Here is a 17,224-nt window from a genome sequence, read left to right on the forward strand (position 1 = left end):
GGCTCTGACGCGGATCGCAGATACGGGCCGGCTCTCACGGTCCCATCCGTGTCATTCTCGGCGGATGTCGTTTCGGACGGCGGCTCCTGGTGCGATTCCGCGCTCGCTGCGGCCACTCTGCGCTCACGGAAGTCGTCGAGTTGAGAATCGAGGGTTCGACGGATCGCTTCGAACGGCGCGTGAACGGACTTCACAGCGGACCAGCTCCGGCCAACTCAGCGCCCGTCTCTCCGCCGGGGACCACGATCGACTCGTCGGAGACTGTGGAAGGCGGCTCCGGGTCCGGCGCGGGCGAGAACTCGGCGTTGGATTCAACCGGCACCTCGTGCTCGCGAATCTCAGGGTCGGGAGTTTCGGGCTGGAGTGTCGCAGGCTGGGACGCTTCTTGCGGGCGCGCCTCGTGCAGCGACATCTCCGGATCGGCATCGAGCACTATTCTCGGCCAACCATTTTCGCTCAACTCCAGGGTGGCCGACACAGAGTTCCCGTCAGCACCTGCAACATCCAGACTCACCCCACGACCGTCGGACGCAATCGAGAAGCCCCAAGTGTTGCCGCCGATCGAGAAAGAGACAGGAGCGGCGGCGACACCGGATGCACTCGGCTCGGCGATCGGAAAGGTTGACGTGAACGCGTCTGTCACCCACTGGGTCGCGGCGTCAAAAGCATGACCAACCGCGCTCGCGCACTCCGCACACGCCCTGTCGAATTCATCGCGAGTATCGAGATACGCCGAACGAAAAACCGTGTCCAGCCATGGCGCCGCACCACGACCGGTGGAAGCGACGTGAGTCAGCTGGTCGATCTCCCCCGCACCCAGACCGCCGATCGTCGCCCGGTCGAGGCTTGCCACCTTGAAAGCCTTGTCTGCCAAAGCCGTTCGAACCGTCCGCGCGAACTCGTCAGCCAGCGTGATCAACAGTGGCGCCGAATCCGCATCGGACCGAGCTTCACGCCGCGCCGCGAAGGCCTGATCTACGACCGCACCCACGCCGGAAACATTCCACACTGCAGGAAGATTCTCCGCCAGGTGCGTCAGCATCGCGATCTCGGCGACCGAACCGTCCACCGCTGCGGCCATGTCCGACGCATCTCGCATTAGTGCCTCGAAATCGATACCAGCCTCTGCGCGATACGCATCCTCGTAGGACGTAAGCATCCGTTCTTCGAAGCCCAACCGAGAGGCCAGGTTGTGAAATCGATCGAAGAACTGCAGTCCCCTCGCACCAGCATCCAGGATTTCGTCAGGACGCACGCGTGAATCACGCAGTGCAAGAATATCTTCGACGCACAAGGAGCTGTTTGGTACTGCCTGTGCGGTACCGCTCGTCGGTCTCATGAGACCGACCCGCTGGAGTCTCGCAATCGCTGCGCACCCTGACCGTCCACCTCAGCGATCACCTCAGCCGAAGAGGAAAGCCGACGCGCCAACGCATCGAGAAGATCCGCACGGCCAGTCAAGCGAGAATTCAGGACCGCCAATGCCGACGCCAACGCGGCTCCATGCTCGGCGTAATCACGGCCCGAAACGGCACCGCTGAATCGCAAACGCCTGATCGGCTCGGCAGAATCGCGCAGAGCCTGGGCCACCGACACCGCATGGCGTGCCAATTCATCTGTTCCAGCGCGGTCGACATCCACGAGCGCTCCCAAGTTTCAACGGAACCACTCGAACGTCGAGCGGCCTTTGACTCCTTGGACGCAGCAGGGCGCAATTACGTTCCCTCAAAACGCGAATGCCGTAATGAGGGGCTAAACCGAACCGACGATCTCGGCCAACTCGTCGGCCAGCTTCTGCGCGAGCGGAAGTTCGGTGGCCTCGACCATGACGCGGACCAGTTGCTCTGTCCCGGACGGGCGCAGGAGCACGCGACCACCGTCACCGAGGACGCGCTCTGCGTCCGCGACTGCTGCGAGTACCGACGGCGATGCTGCGACTGTCGCCTTGTCCCCAACCTTCACGTTGATCAGAACTTGCGGGAGGGTTGTCATCGTTGCGGCCAGCGCGGATGCCGACTTACCCGTGCGAGCCATGCGTCCGAGCAGCCGGAGGCCGGTGAGAATCCCATCGCCCGTGGTGCCGAACGCCGGCAACACGACATGGCCTGACTGCTCGCCACCGAGGCTGTATCCGCCCGCGCGCAGTTCCTCCAAGACGTAGCGGTCGCCTACGGCAGCAGTCACGATGTTGATACCGGCCTCGCGCATCGCGATGTGCAAACCGAGATTGCTCATGACAGTCGCGACGAGAGTGTTCTCGACCAACTCACCGGCGTCGTTCATCGCGATCGCCAGAACTGCCATGATCGCGTCACCGTCGACCACCGCTCCGGTCTCGTCGACGGCCAGGCAGCGGTCGGCGTCGCCGTCGTGCGCGAGGCCTAGGTCCGCCCCGTGATCGACTACGGCTTTCTGAAGATTCTCCAGGTGCGTCGATCCGCAGCCGTCGTTGATGTTGAGGCCGTCGGGATCGGCGCTGATCGCGATGACGCGAGCGCCCGCTGCCGCGTAGGCAACCGGTGCGAGCGCGGAAGCAGCGCCGTTGGCGCAGTCGACCACAACGGTGAGTCCGGCGAGTGGCTCGCTCGCCGCGCTCGCCAGATGCGCAAGGTACAGCTGAGCGGCGTCGTCGACCGTACGGACGCGGCCGATCCCGGCACCTGTCGGTAGGACGGGCGGCGCAGTGCCGTCGAGTGCATCCTCGATCGCCACCTCGACAGCATCATCCAGCTTGTGTCCACCGGCTGCGAAAATCTTGATTCCGTTGTCCGGCATGGGATTATGCGATGCAGAGATCATGACACCGAGACTGGCGTCGAGCTTTGCCGTCAAGTATGCAACTGCCGGAGTCGGAAGAACACCCACGTCGAGCACGTCGACACCCGCGGAACTCAATCCTGCGGTCACCGCGGCTTGAAGCATCTCACCGCTGGCGCGAGGATCGCGGCCGATCACGGCGGTCGGACGTTCGTCCGCGGTGTCGGCTGTCAGTACGCTCGCCGCGGCAACTGCCAATCTCAATGCAAGATCTGCAGTCAGATCCGAATTGGCAAGTCCACGAACACCGTCAGTACCGAACAACCGACCCATAGAACGACTCCTGAATCCTGTGAACCTCGAGAAGGTAACTCGAGAAGGGAATTTCTCCGAGAAACACAAGAGCGAGCGTCCGGTAACGATGGACGCCCGCTCTTGTGGTGAACAGGTGCCGAAGCAGACCCGTCGGGTCAACCTCGGCAAAGCATCAGCGCTTGGAGTACTGCGATGCCTTACGGGCCTTCTTCAGGCCGTACTTCTTACGCTCGACCGCGCGGGCGTCACGCGTCAGGAAGCCTGCACGCTTGAGGGCCGGACGATCATCAGGGGTTACCTCGATGAGTGCGCGCGCGATAGCCAGACGCAGTGCGCCTGCCTGACCGGACGGGCCGCCACCGTGCAGCAGTGCAATGATGTCGAAAGACTCGGGACGCTCGACGAGCACCAGCGGAGCCTTGATCAGCTGCTGGTGAACCTTGTTGGGGAAGTAGTCCTCCAACGTACGACCGTTGAGCTTGAACTGACCGGTACCGGGAGCCATCCGGACGCGAACGACAGCCTCCTTGCGGCGACCGACGGTCTGGACCGGGCGATCGAGGACGATCGGTGCGAGCGTAGCTGCAGCAACCTCTTCGACGACCTCGACTGCGTCAGAGACAAGCTCTTCCACTGCTTCGATGTTCTCTTCGGACACGTTCTGCTCTTCCGGCGATGTCACTGTGCGACCTGCTTGATCTCGAATGGCACCGGCTGCTGCGCGGTGTGGGGGTGATTCGGGCCCGCGTAAACCTTGAGCTTGCTGCTCATTGCGCGGCCGAGCTTCGTCTTGGGGAGCATGCCGACAATGGCCTTCTCGACGAGACGATCGGGAGTCCTGTCGAGGACCTCACCGACAGTGCGGGACTTCAGGCCACCCGGGAATCCGGAGTGGTGGTAAACGTTCTTGCCCTGCAGCTTGTTGCCGCTGATGGCAACCTTCTCTGCGTTGATGATGACAACGAAGTCACCACCGTCGATGTGCGGCGCGTAGGTGGGCTTGTGCTTGCCACGCAGCAAGTTCGCTGCCTGAACGGCAAGACGGCCGAGCACCACGTCAGTGGCGTCGATGACGTGCCACGTGTGGGTCACATCTCCGGCCTTCGGGGTGTACGTAGACACAGATCTTCCTCGTCTTAATTCATTCCACTGCTGACCATGTGCGTATCGCGTAAACGATCCTCGGCGGCCAGTTGAGACCCGAGAACCGCCGGTCTCCACGCATTTCTGCCGGAGCCCTACGGCACGCCACCGATAGACGATACCGGTCTACCCGCTGCCAGGTCAAAGCGCAGCCATTCCTGCCAACAGCATCATCGTCCAGCACAGCGATGCGAGCGATCGACATGCGCCTGCCCCGGCAACCTGACGGTACCGGGGCAGGCGGGGTGTCATCACGGCATGGGATGTTGTCAGCGACCGAACCCGTTTGCGGCGATCCGATCAGCTTCCTGCATCTTCTCCGAGCCGCTCGCCGTCGCTCCGGCGATCTGCGCGAGAACCATGTTCAGTTCTTCGGAAGCCTGGGCCCAGCGACGCTGTGCGTCGTTCCACGCTTCGGAACCTGCCCCTTCCCAGCCTGCTTGCAGCTTGTCCACGACGACCTTGATGTCACCCTGCTTGTCGTTGATCGCTTTGGCCTGCTGTTTCATCTGATCGGACAGCATTGCGAGGCCGCCGAAGTCGTACTTGATCCTGTCGGACATAACTGCTCCCGGTTCGGTGTGGCTGGAGAGAACTTGTGAGAACTAACTTGTGAGAACTACTGGCTGAGGATTGCTTGATCGGACGATGAAGAGCTGGCGGTCAGGACATGTTCACCGTCGCGCCGCGAAGCGAGCTGACGTTGTCGTCTTCGGTCGAGTCGAAGGTTCCCGCGGCCTGTTTGATCTGCTCGCAGATGTCGGTCAGAGCTGTGTCCAACTTCAGGGCCGCGCTGTTGTATCGCTCCATGATTCCTGCGTATTCGACCTGCGCCGCACCGTTCCACGAATTGTGCGAAGCGTCGGCCTCCGACCGAACAGCGTTGACCAGCCCCCTGATGTCACCGAGATGTCCGTCGATGGTCCCCGCCGAATCGATCAATTCAGCGGTAGTTGCGGTAAAGCCCATGTCGTCCCCCTGGATTCGGTGAGTACCGTTCGGTATCGGCGATCACACACAACGGGCTTTGTCCGTCGGATGTGCACCGGGGTCGAGCGGAACTCCCTGATGTGCGCTACACATACTTTGACGCGACCTTCGTACCAACGGTTCCGGCCCGACCGAAGAATATTTTCAGAACCGACCGATCCGGTCACGGTGTGAATTCGACCGACTGCCACATCCGCAGGCAGTCCGCTTCGAGACTGCCCCACTCACCGACCAGATACTGGCAGCCGATACTCACTTGCCGTCCGTTGTCGACGTACACGTGCCAACGCACCTCGGAGAAATCGTCCGGAAACTCGACGTACACCACTGCCCGTTTTCCTGCGGCATCGTCGAGCACAGAAAACTCTGCGAACCGCAATGGGTCCTCGAACGTCGAAAACTGCTGACGCAAAACGGCTTCGACGGAATCGAATCCCACACCTTCCGCAAGACGTTTCTCGATGACCACGATCTTGCGATCCGCGCCCGAACCGGGTACCAAATCGGTACGCCCGCTCGAGGTCCCTCGCGACAGAAGCTTCCAATCGGAAGGCACTTCTGCCGCAACGCTTCCCACGTCCACACGAGTAAGTTCCGGCGTGGCACCGGACTCGATCGACGAGATCGAAGTCTTCGGCGCAGGCGTTTCCTGACCTTTCGACGCCTCCACGATCTCGACTTCGTCTTCCGCCGTGGCTGCGACCGACCCCGCCAACCGAGAATCGTTTCGATCGCGAGTGGACACCACGACCGTTCCTGCGACCGCACCGGCGACGGCGACCACCGCAAGCGCCGCCGCGAACCATCGACGGCCTCTTCGCCGCCCGCCGACGCGACGCGGCGAAGAGGCATTCGAGTCCGCGCCAGGAATCGACTTCGCGCCATCCGTATCGCCTACCCACCCGGCGCCAAAAGCCGAATTGTCGACGATTCGTCCCGAACTGTCCCGCGCGGTTGTCTGGCGAACGAGCGTCTGAGGATCCACCAGAGACGCAGCCACCCGGCTCTCGTCCAGAATTCGGATGCTCGCGTGGCCGTGAACATTCGTCGCCCCCCGTTCGAGCGAAGCCGCAACAGCATGAGAGCTCGGCCCGACCAACACCACAGCGTCCCGAACCGATAGATCCCCGATTGCGGAAAACAACCCCGCAACGTCTGCGATCTCCGAACTTTGTGTTCCGTCGATTCGGAGTTCACCGTCGACCTCAGCGACAACAGAAGCGACCACCGTTCCGCCTCGCAGTTCGAGGACGACACACCGCGATCGCCAAGCCGTATGAGCCGACCTCGCCGCCGCGATCGACGTCGGAACGAGTACGACGTCGTACGCCACTCGACGTGCTGCATCGAGCAATCGCCGCCTGCGTGGGGCACCCCAATCCGAGGGATGACTGAGATGAAGAATGTCTGCGTCGACGATTCCGCACCCGTCCATCGCACTGGAGATCAGCCTGGCCACCTCCAAGACTGTCGGGACAACCCGACCATCCACGTCGACATAATCGTCGTCGATGTAATCGATCGCATTCTCACCGGCCGCACCGGGGCCCGACGCCGGTTCGCGTCTGAGGTCTGCACTGCAACAGAATTCGCGTTGACCCGACACGACCCAGATATTCGATGCACCCCAATGTAACGAGACCGACACTGCGGACGGAGCGGTCACAGCGGTGGTATCCACGGAACTTGGACAAGTTGGGTTTGCGAGCGGGAAACGTAGACCCCACGGCCTTCCGGCATCGCCGACGCGCGGACAGTGCCGACGAGATTTCCCTCGTCACGGCTTCCGCTCATGATCAATCCGGCCGGCGCCATGTCACGAATTCTCGCAATGACCGGCTCGTACAGTGCTCTGGCCGCACCACCGGAACGGCGGGCAATAACCAGGTGCAAACCGATGTCCTTGGAGTGCGGAATGTATTCGAGCAACGGCGCCACCGGATTTCCACTCGGTGTGGCCACAAGGTCGTAGTCGTCGATCAGTACGTAAATCTCCGGCCCACTCCACCACGACCGTTCCCGCAATTGCTGCTGCGTTGTTTCGGCGTTCGGCATTCTGGCAGCGACGATCCGAGCCAAGTCGACCATCAATTCACCGAAGGTCGTCGACGACGCCGAGTACCCGCCGAGGTGATTCCCTTCGACCACGCCCAGCAGGGAATGCCGATAGTCACCGATGATCAGCTTGGCCTGGGCCGGTGTGTTCGACGCGATGATCCCTTCGGCTATTCCACGCAAGAGAGATGTCTTCCCACACGCGGTGTCGCCGAATATCAACAGGTGCGGGTGTTCCCGGAAGTCCATGTACACCGGGGCGAGGTCGGTCTCACCGAGCCCGATCGGCACCGTGAGGCACCGACCGTCGGCCGCGCTCGTTGAGGGCCACCGGGTCCCGACAGCTTCGAGAAGTTCCGCCCGCGAGTAGAAATCCGGGAGCATCCGCACGGTGGGTGCCGGACGCGAATTCGACATGGCTGCAATACGTTCGACCGTCGCCACCACAGCCGTACTCGAGTTCTCACTACCCGGTAGGCCGTCGATTCGAGGTAGTCCGGTGAGAAGGTGGAGTCCGTCGCGAGTGATGCCACGACCCGGTCGACCTTCCGGCACCAGGCCGGCTTTCCGGCGACCCGCATCCGAATCTCCCGGATCACCCAAACGAAGTTCGATGCGAGTACCCAGTTGATCCTTGAGTGCCGGCCGGATCTCGGCCCACCTCGACGTCGTGACGATCACGTGTACACCGAAGGACAAACCTTGACCGGCGAGCATGTTGATCTGGGGCTCGAGTGATTCGAAATCCGAACGAACGCTTGGCCAACCGTCGACGACGAGGAAGACGTCACCGTACGGGTCCTCTCGGAGTCCCGCAGCCTCACCTTCCCCGGCGGGATCAGCTGTTCGCAATCTACGGAAATCGGCCATCGATTCGATGCCGAGGTCACGAAACAGTCGCTCCCGTTTGGCGACCACACCGAGTACCTCGGCAACTGTGCGCCGGACGCGGTCGGAATCCAAGCGGTTTGCCACCGATCCGACGTGCGGCAGATCTTTCAATCCGAGGAGCGTTCCACCGCCGAAGTCGAGGCAGTAGAACTGAATCTGTTCCGGCGTGTGCGTCATGCTCAGAGACAAGATCAACGTGCGCAACGCCGTCGACTTTCCCGACTGCGGGCCGCCGACAATCGCGAGGTTGCCAGTCGATCCGTTGAGATCGGCGACGAGTAGATCGCGGCGCTGATCGAACGGCCTGTCGACTATGCCCAAGGGTGCGCTCAGATTTCCGCGAGGTTGATCACCGGTCGCCCACCGCGGCAACAACTGGTCAAGCGTCGGAGATGACTCGAGCGGCGGGAGCCACACTTCATGCGCACGTGGACCGTGACCGCGCATGCGGTCTACGAGGACTCCCATGAGAGTACGTGCATCGTCACCGATTTCACCCATGTCGACGACGTCGGGCTCGACGGGAACGACAACGGCCTCTGGTCCGATCACGGGCTTCGCGGTAAACGGCAGCGGCGCCAGTTCGACGGGGGAATCGACCGAGAATCGAGTGGGCACGATCCGCTCGCCCTCGTACGGGCCTGACACGTACGCACCTTGGAAGCGAACGATCTCAGCAGAATCGGACTTCAGGTATCCCGCACCGGGTGTACCCGGAAGGTGATAAGCATCGGGAACGCCGAGGACGGAACGAGACTCGTTCGCCGAGAACGTTTTCAACCCGACGCGATACGAAAGATGGCTGTCGAGACCCCGAAGCTTTCCTTCGTCGAGTCGCTGACTGGCCAGCAGCAGGTGAATGTGAAGTGACCTGCCCAATCGCCCGATGGCCACGAACAATTCGGCAAATTCCGGCTGTTGACTGAGCAGTTCAGAAAACTCGTCGACGACCACGAAGAGTGCCGGTAACGGATCGAGTGCAGCGCCGGCCAGCCTCGCCCTCTCGTAATCGGACACGTTTGCGAAGTTTCCTGCCGCACGCAACAGTTCTTGTCGACGATTCATTTCGCCGGCGAGCGCGTCCTTCATACGATCGACCATCGCCAATTCCTCGGCAAGGTTGGTGATGATCGCAGCAACATGCGGTGCCTCCTCGAGGCCGAGAAAGGTTGCACCACCTTTGAAGTCGATCAGGACGAGGTTCAGTGCGTCGGGAGAGTGGGTCGCGATCAGGCCGAGCACCAAGGTTCGCAGGAACTCCGACTTGCCAGAACCGGTGGCTCCGATACACAGCCCGTGCGGACCCATACCGTTCTCGGCCGACTCCTTCAGATCCAGTTCGACGGGGTTTCCGTCTTGTCCGACACCGATCGGCACGCGGAGTCGGTCGCGTCCCTGACGTGGAAGCCAGCCATGCTCAGGATTGAACCTCGCAATGTTTCCTATCCCCAACATCTGGCTCCACGTCCGAAGGGATCGGTCGTCGTCAGCTGCGTCGACGGCATTCTGCGATGCCGCACGGAACGGTGCGATGCGACGGCCGAACGCCTGCGCCAGGCTCGTCGTCGCAGCGTCAGGCCTCGCAAAGTTCTCAACTCCTGCGCTGCTCACCGCGCCGATCTGATCGCTACTGACGACAAGTCGCAAACCACGCGTCGCCACCAGCCGCGGGCAGAACCCGCACAGGTCGAGGACGGTCACCGAGTCGAGCCCGGATTCGGACAACAGGCCGGTGTCACCTTCGAACAAGCCACCGTCCACGACCAGCACGAGATGCGGAACGCCCGCACTGGCTGGAGTGTTGCGAGCGAATCGAGCACGCATCGAAAGCGGTTCCCCGAGGGAACTTTCGAATTCGAGATACGAACCGAACACCATGCGTGCAGTGCCGGTGGCGTCCTGAGACTGCGGGTGTTGCGCGTGTGGGAGCCACTTGACCCACTCCCACTCGGATTCGGTATCGGGACCGCACACCACCGCAACTTGGAGCGTGTCCGGACCGTGGAATGTGCACAGTTGCATCAACATCGAGCGGACAAGCGCACGAGCGGAATCTCTCTGCCCCTCGATGGACATCGCAGCAAATCCGCGAAGCGAGACGGCGGTCGGCAGGTCCTGCACAACCGAATGTGCACGGACGAATCGCCGAAGTGAGACAGCAGCGACGGGTTCGAGATCCTCGACCGGCCCGGTCTCCGGAGACACGAGTCTGGTGGCCAATCGCTGTGTACCCAGACCTACCCGAACGTGGCAGTAGTCCGAGTCGGTGATCTGACGCTCCCACATCCGCACAGTCCCGGCCAGTGTCCAGAGCAGCGACGGCTCGGGATTGCTCCACTCGAGAGCAGCACGCTGCGCACCAGTCGTCGCAGCAACATCACTACGCATCTGATCCAGGTACCGGAGGTAGTCCTTGCGGTCCTCGTTCGCCTCGGACGCTCTTGCTCCACCGCTACGACCGCCCCCGGCGAGCATTCCGAGCATCGACACCATCATCATGACCGGAAACAGCAGGGACATCGGATTGCGCGCCATGCCGGAAGAGAACATCAGCGCCACCATGCCGATCATGGCAACCACCATGATCACCGGAAGTAGTTTGGTCAGTAGGTTTCCCGGCGTGACGCGAGGTATCTCCGGTGGGGCCTGAAGCGTCACCTCGCCGCCCGGTGTGCGCGGCGATTCACGGCGTGCTCGACGCGCAAATCTGACAGTGCTCAATTCACCCACCCCCATCGGTGCTGCAGCTGTTGCCGCCAGGCGCCTCGTCCGACTACCGCCGGCCCCCCAAGGCGTACTCGCGCAATTGCAAGAGAGTAGATCACAACACCGACACTCGGGTCGGTGCCACCTGTTGTCGGCGCTGTCTCCGATACGGGCACGCAGTTCATGTCGTATTGTTCGGGTGAACTGGGGTGACGCGAAGGGGGAATCGCGTCATGGGAGGGGACAGATCTTGACCAGCACCACTACAACCAGCGCTGCGAACACCGGAAACGGACGAGGCGCGAGTCATTCTGCCGAACTGTGCAGGTTGACGGTACTTTCAGCCCATTCGCAGGTGGATCTTGCGGTGCCGCTTCGTGTTCCACTCACCGTGGTCATTCCGGGCATTGTGGACACAATTGTCAACCACAGCAATTTCAACGAGTTCGACCACACCACTGAACAATTCGAGCCCGTCGACTGGACTCTGTCGAAAGTCGGCAGGGCACCGCTGGCACCGACGCTGTCGCTGCACGAGCACGGAATCCGCGATGGAGAATTGCTCGTACTCGAGGCCTCGGACACCGCTGCCCCGCCCCCACTCTTCGACGACATCATGTACACCGTCGCGGCCACGGATGCGGACGTCTACCGACGCTGGACTCCGGTCACCGCGCGCATTGTCGGCTCGACCGCCGCCCTCGTCGCTGCGCTCGTCGCGGCCCTCGCCCTGGTCCTCGGCGACACGGGACTGATCGGCGCCGTCTGCGGCGGAGTGACGTCTTTGGTGCTCACCGTCGCCGCCGTCGTGGCAGCGCGGGTGTACGGAGACTCTGGAAGTTCCGTCACGCTCGGATGCGCTTCGGTGCCACTGGCGTTCGTCTCCGGCGCACTCTGCGTGCCCGGCACTGTTCTTTCGGCTCATCTGCTTCTCGGTTCGGCATCTGCCGCTGCGGTAACTCTGATCTGCTTCCGCTTGTGCGGCGCCGGATTAGCTGTCTTCACAGCACTTCTCGTCGTCCTTCTCGCGGCGGTGGGCACCTTTGCCGTCACTACCACGCTTCCCGAGGCGCGCACCGCGACCGTCAGCGGCGCGGTGATTGCCGCCGCATTGATCGTTCTCACGTTCACCGCTCGACTGTCGATGTTGTTCGCGCGACTACCGCTTCCTCCTGTTCCGACGCCGAGTAATCCCCTCGACGACGACCGCGACGGACTGCCCGAACCCGAACTACCCGGGCTGACCGAGTTGGCGGAAAGGGCAGGGCGGGCGCGTAGCTATCTGACCGGGCTGATCGTGGCCACGTCAGTGGTCGCGCTCGTCGCTGCCGTCGCACTCGCGTGGTCCTGGCCTGGTCAGGGGATCGTCTGGCCGAATCTTGCTCTCGCATTCGCGACGGCCGTCGTGCTGATGTTTCGCGGGCGCACCTACGCGGGCGCACAGCAGGCTGTGCCACTCATCGCGGCAGGCATCTCGGTGATTCTCGTTCTCCTGGGCGACATGGCATGGACCCATCGCGACCATGCATTGGTCGTCTTCGCCATCACGATGACCGTTCTCCTCCTGGCACTGGTTCTGGGAATCCTCGCCCCCCAGAACACATTCAGCCCCGTGATGCGACGCGCTGCCGAGCTGTTGGACCTCGCTGCGATTGCAGCAATCGTCCCGCTGATCTGCTGGGTCAGTGGCCTCTTCGCGCTCATGCGTGGCCTCTGAGCGATCGGTGATCGATGGTGATTCGACGTGCAACAAACATCTGCGCCAGTCTCGTGATCGTTGCCTTCAGCATTCTCGCCGGGGCAGGTGGCGCATCGAGCGCGGTTCCCTCCCCCATCGATCCTGCAATGCTGCCCGAGGACGGTCCGCCTGCACCTCCACAACCCACCGAACAACGAACCCTGTGCGTCCCAGCCGTGGCAGGTGGTGACGGTGCGGACATTCCACGTTCTCAACGAGATCTGGGATTCGATTCTGTGTGGCCGATCACCAGAGGGGCAGGACAGCGAATTGCTGTCATCGACACCGGTGTCAGCAGACATCCCCGGCTGCCATCGCTCGACGGCGGCGGTGATTACGTCGGTACCTCCGACGGCACCGACGATTGTGACGCACACGGAACTGTCGTGGCCGGTCTCATCGCCGCCCAGCAAGTCGAGGGTTCCGGATTCTCCGGAGCTGCGCCTGACGCACAGATAATTTCGATCAGGCAGTCCAGTGCCGCCTTCTCGGTGGCCGGCCAACGCGAAGACCCTGCTGTAGCCGAGAACTCATCCGGGTACGGAAACGTCGACACCATGGCATCGGCCGTCCGTCACGCTGCGGACATGGGTGCAAGCGTCATCAACATCTCCGAAGTCGCCTGCAAGCCTGCCGGGGACGGGATCAACGACCAACGACTCGGCGCTGCAATCGAATACGCCACGATCGCGAAGAACGTCGTAGTCGTCGCAGCTGCAGGTAACGTCGGATCCGGAGGTTGCAAGAACCAGAATCCGCCGCCGGATCCCGTCGATCCCCTAGCCGATCCATGGAACTCGGTTGCGACGATTGCCAGTCCGGCTTGGTACGACGACTATGTCCTCACGGTCGGGTCGGTAGACCCCAATGGCGCCGCCAGTTCCTTCAGCCTCGGCGGTCCGTGGGTCGACGTGGCGGCGCCCGGCATCGGAATCACCTCACTTCACCCGACGTCGCCCGGTCTGACCAACGGGGTGTACGGCTCCGACGGCGCCGTACAGTCGTTCAACGGGACCAGTTTCGCTGCGCCCTTTGTCGCGGCGACCGCCGCACTGGTCCGGTCGGTTCACCCGGAACTGACGGCGCTTCAGGTCATGCAACGTATCGAAGCCACCGCCCACGCTCCGGCGCAGGGTTGGAATCCCTACGTCGGTCACGGCGTCATCGATCCACTTGCGGCAGTGACGGGCGAATTGGCCCCAGGAGAACGCGTCAAGGTCAACCATCAGTCGGTGTCGATCGATCCCCTACCCACGCCGCCGACCCCCGACAACCGATCTCGCGACACGGCACTCGTCGGAGCCGGAACGGTCGGCACCCTCGCCCTACTGACGCTGTTGGCATCGATGCCTCTTCGTCGAGTAATTCGTCGGCATCTTCCCGAACGCCAGAACATCGATCCCTGAACCGTCAGCAGTGTTCAGTTCACCGGAGCGGCCGGCGCAGTATCGGGGGCGATTCCGTCGTGAGCTATCAGTGCATTGCTCTTCTCGAGCGCGGGACCTGATGCAAGTAGGTCGAGCATCTGCCAAGGCGCGCGATCAGGCGTTCGCGTCAATCCGAGCGCGCGAGCGGAGGTTTCGTCCGGTACGCCGTACTTCACACCGGTGTCGGCTACGTAGAACACTCCGTCGTGCCTGGTGCTGTTCGTCTCGATTCCGGTCGCTTGAACAAATCCGCCGAATCCCTGTTCGACATGGACGTTGTCGAGATTGTCACCCGATCCGTCCGCCTGCGCCAAGGACACCAACTTGCCACCCTCCGGGATCGGAACCTGCAATCCAGCGACAAGTTTCAGCGTTGCAGAACTACTTTCGCCGCCCTCGACTGCAGGTGGGGGAGCCCATTCCAGACAGCCGACAGGTGCGCCGTGATCATCGACGATCTCCGGAACCACCCGCGGCAACAAGTCGACGGCCAGCTCACTCACCGAGGGAATACGACTGATGGCATCAGGGGTGACGCTCGCGATCCCGGTGGCGCCCTGCGAATCCGAGAAGTAGATCAGTTGGGCGAGCGCCGCACCGATCTTCTGGATCCCGTTCTCGAGTACCACGTAGTACTGCGGGTCCGCACCCACCGAAACCTGGACGACGGAGCCGACAGTCTTGTTCTGCAGAGGAAACCGGGGCGCCGATCCCAGTTGGCGGATTCGCGGAGCCTCGATGCGCGGAACTTCGGGAATCGAATTGAGGAATCCGATACTGATCGGTCGCGCCTGTGCTCCTTCCAGGCCTAAAGCCCGCATGATCGCCGGATCGTCCACATCGATTTCCGCTCGCTTCCCGTCGTACACGAGAAAGTGATCGGAACCCGACTTCACCAGGAATGCACGGTCATTCGTCAGATATGTCGTGTTTTCGCCGACATTGGACGAGCCGACCAGGACCGAAGTCGTCAACGATTTTCTCCCGTCCGATCCGACGGAATCGCACACCGTCCACGCGGCGTTGGTAGGGTCGGCCGATTCCGGCAGCGCGGACGGTGCGCCGGGAATGCCGACGAGCGCGCCCCGGGGTTTCGCCTCGACCTCGGATGCCTTGACTACTGCCGGTTTTCCTGGCGAACCCAGAATCAGTCGTGCGGAGGCCAAGTTCAGCACAGGGCGAAACGTACCCTCCATGGCGACGAACATCGCGCCCGATTCCTTTGCAACGACGATCTCTGCATCGCCGATTCTGTCCTGTGGCCGAAACAGAGCGAGTACAGCGCAACCCGCCAATCCCAGTGCAGCGAGGACTATTCCGACGGTGAACGCGCGCGACTGTGATCGCATCGGATCGTGAAGCATCCGCACGTCTCGTCTGACCAGCGCATGTTCCATCCGCCTGACCAAGAATCGGTACCCGTTGACCTGCCAGCGCGTGGTAGGTGTCGCAGCCATCATTCCCCCCGTGCCTTACATCCCCTTGCGAAGACACAGTACAGTTCCGCTGGGGCGGAAATTTTCGGGTAGTTCGCAGGTCAGGTATCGGGGAGGAACCGTGGACCGATCGCGGTTGAAGCATTGGCCGTCGTCACACAGGATTTCGACGCGCGAGTTCGTGCCGGCACAGATTTTCGGAATCGGTGCGGGCGGAATCGCGATGGCCAGTGGGCTCGATTGGTTCTGGGGGCTGGCAATCGGTTGTGTGGTTGCCGGATCAATGCTGCTTCATGTGGGCGGTTGGTCGGTAATGTCCTGGATTGTCAGGTACTTTCGCTATCTGCACCGCAAGGACGTCGACCGCAGCACGATCGTCAGTTTTCACACTCCCTCCGAGCAGTCCATCGGGCTCCGAGTGGACGGATCTTCGCTCGTCGCTGTGGTCGAGATCGCTCCCCCACGCGACTACCTGACCAGGATCGGCCGTCATTCGTTCGACGCTTCCCACCTTCTGCCCACGGCAGCCCTCGCCAATTGTCTCTATCAGCACGACATCTCACTCACCGGCATCGACATCGTCAGTCACGGATACCGCGCCGCGTCGGGAACGCCTGCCACCGAAGTCTACGAACGTCTCATCGGACCACTACCAGCCACCGCCACCAGAAGTGTTTGGCTTGCACTACGTTTCGACGCGCTGGAGGGTGGTGCAGCAGTCGAACGCCGGGGCGGGGGCGAACAGGGCGCCGGCCGCGCGATAGCTGTTGCCGCCAATCGTGTCATCCGGGTGCTCGATTCAGCGGGGTGCAAGGCGCGGATCCTGACCGCACCGGAGATCGCGTCGTCCACTGCCCAGGTGACAAGAGGAGTGGCCGGCCACGAGGTCACCGAAACGTGGCGAAGTACCCCCTTGCCTGGCGTGTCCAACGTCGGATTTGGGATCGAACCCCGTTTCATCACCACTGCGACCCTGACCCGAGTGTGGGCAGTGGCAACGGTCGGGACGTCCGTGACAATTCGGTTACGACCCACCGGACAACGCGGAGAGGCGAAGGTCAGTGCGACATGTCGCTTCACCACGCGCAATCCACCTGAGAACGCACCGCTGGCCGGTTTGGTCTCGCTACGTGGGCGCCAGCGCGACGGATTGCTGACCAATTTGCCAACCGCATTGGCCGCGCTGGACGGCATCACGCCGGGCGTTCGCATGGACGGGGGCACACTCGACTCACTCGCTCTACCCCTTGCCGGGTGCGGCCAACTCATCGGCTCGGACCGAAACGGGCACGGTGTCGCGGCCAGAATTTCGGGGCCGGGCGTCAACACCGTTCTTGTCGCCGGCGAACTCTATCTGGCTCAGCAGTTGATCTTTCGAGCCATCGCGACCGGCGCACTGGTACTCGTCCACACCGATCGACCGCAAGCGTGGACCGCGCTCACCGACTCGATGGGAGTGCCTGACCGACTCCGCGTGTCCGGGCAGGGCGGTGGGCCTGAGGGCGCCTTCAACACTGTCGTGTTCGACGGCGTCGAGGGGTTATCTCCGCGTGCCGGCGTGACCGCAATCTATGTGTACGGACATCCACGCCAATGGCCTCGGATCGACCCTGAAATCTCGATAGTCCAGCCATTCGCACTCGGTGACAAGATCACGGTCGAAACCGGCCGTACGCGCGTCGACCTGACTTTGGTGACCATCGCTTCCGAGACATCGTTCATCGGCCGTCCACGAGCCGGCGACGCTCACCAGCTGGCGTGATCGC

The 17,224-nt window shown here is 62.3% G+C and carries 13 protein-coding genes; 3 read left to right on the plus strand and 10 right to left on the minus strand.

Annotated elements, in window-relative coordinates:
- Nucleotides 1-190 precede the first annotated feature (190 nt).
- The 9 genes from ABIE52_RS12225 to eccCa form a co-directional block, all read right to left on the minus strand.
- Entirely contained in the window at nucleotides 191-1,294 is a 1,104-nt protein-coding gene (locus ABIE52_RS12225; RefSeq protein WP_354541489.1) for a hypothetical protein, read from the minus strand.
- Between the two features lie 41 nt (nucleotides 1,295-1,335).
- A complete protein-coding gene (locus ABIE52_RS12230; RefSeq protein ID WP_003941002.1) occupies nucleotides 1,336-1,641 on the minus strand; it encodes a hypothetical protein in 306 nt (101 codons plus the stop codon).
- Between the two features lie 111 nt (nucleotides 1,642-1,752).
- Entirely contained in the window at nucleotides 1,753-3,090 is a 1,338-nt protein-coding gene (gene glmM / locus ABIE52_RS12235) for a phosphoglucosamine mutase (protein ID WP_007728598.1), read from the minus strand.
- A gap of 154 nt (nucleotides 3,091-3,244) precedes the next feature.
- Nucleotides 3,245-3,754, minus strand: coding sequence for a 30S ribosomal protein S9 (gene rpsI, locus ABIE52_RS12240; RefSeq protein ID WP_007728596.1), 510 nt, complete (start codon nucleotides 3,752-3,754; stop codon nucleotides 3,245-3,247).
- A complete protein-coding gene (gene rplM / locus ABIE52_RS12245) occupies nucleotides 3,751-4,194 on the minus strand; it encodes a 50S ribosomal protein L13 (protein ID WP_003940842.1) in 444 nt (147 codons plus the stop codon). The genes rpsI and rplM overlap by 4 nt, the downstream gene beginning before the upstream one ends.
- Nucleotides 4,195-4,484: 290 nt before the next feature.
- A complete protein-coding gene (locus tag ABIE52_RS12250) occupies nucleotides 4,485-4,778 on the minus strand; it encodes a WXG100 family type VII secretion target (protein WP_003940975.1) in 294 nt (97 codons plus the stop codon).
- Between the two features lie 100 nt (nucleotides 4,779-4,878).
- The gene (locus ABIE52_RS12255; RefSeq protein ID WP_003940986.1) at nucleotides 4,879-5,184 is read right to left on the minus strand and encodes a WXG100 family type VII secretion target; all 306 of its coding nucleotides are present in this window, start codon (nucleotides 5,182-5,184) and stop codon (nucleotides 4,879-4,881) included.
- A gap of 184 nt (nucleotides 5,185-5,368) precedes the next feature.
- Complete coding sequence (locus ABIE52_RS12260; RefSeq protein ID WP_058226398.1) at nucleotides 5,369-6,871, minus strand: type VII secretion-associated protein; 1,503 nt, start codon at nucleotides 6,869-6,871, stop codon at nucleotides 5,369-5,371.
- A complete protein-coding gene (eccCa, locus tag ABIE52_RS12265) occupies nucleotides 6,868-10,872 on the minus strand; it encodes a type VII secretion protein EccCa (RefSeq protein WP_058226534.1) in 4,005 nt (1,334 codons plus the stop codon). The genes ABIE52_RS12260 and eccCa overlap by 4 nt, the downstream gene beginning before the upstream one ends.
- Before the next feature lie 235 nt (nucleotides 10,873-11,107).
- Here eccCa and eccD point away from each other — a divergent pair, with 235 nt between their 5' ends.
- Together eccD and mycP are read left to right on the plus strand one after the other, a co-directional pair.
- Complete coding sequence (gene eccD / locus ABIE52_RS12270) at nucleotides 11,108-12,574, plus strand: type VII secretion integral membrane protein EccD (protein ID WP_007728587.1); 1,467 nt, start codon at nucleotides 11,108-11,110, stop codon at nucleotides 12,572-12,574.
- 14 nt (nucleotides 12,575-12,588) lie between these two features.
- Nucleotides 12,589-14,001 carry a type VII secretion-associated serine protease mycosin gene (mycP, locus tag ABIE52_RS12275; protein ID WP_058226397.1) on the plus strand — a complete coding sequence of 471 codons (1,413 nt, stop codon included), beginning with the start codon at nucleotides 12,589-12,591 and terminating at the stop codon, nucleotides 13,999-14,001.
- A 14-nt stretch (nucleotides 14,002-14,015) separates the two neighbouring features.
- Here the strand turns inward: mycP and eccB are convergent, their stop codons facing one another.
- A complete protein-coding gene (gene eccB, locus ABIE52_RS12280) occupies nucleotides 14,016-15,482 on the minus strand; it encodes a type VII secretion protein EccB (RefSeq protein WP_083291751.1) in 1,467 nt (488 codons plus the stop codon).
- 97 nt (nucleotides 15,483-15,579) lie between these two features.
- On the opposite strand from eccB, the gene eccE reads away from it, so the two are divergent.
- The gene (gene eccE, locus ABIE52_RS12285) at nucleotides 15,580-17,220 is read left to right on the plus strand and encodes a type VII secretion protein EccE (RefSeq protein WP_192712585.1); all 1,641 of its coding nucleotides are present in this window, start codon (nucleotides 15,580-15,582) and stop codon (nucleotides 17,218-17,220) included.
- Nucleotides 17,221-17,224: the final 4 nt, after the last annotated feature.

This window comes from Rhodococcus sp. OAS809 (assembly GCF_040546695.1).
In the GTDB taxonomy this organism is placed as follows: Bacteria; Actinomycetota; Actinomycetes; order Mycobacteriales; family Mycobacteriaceae; genus Rhodococcus_F; species Rhodococcus_F qingshengii.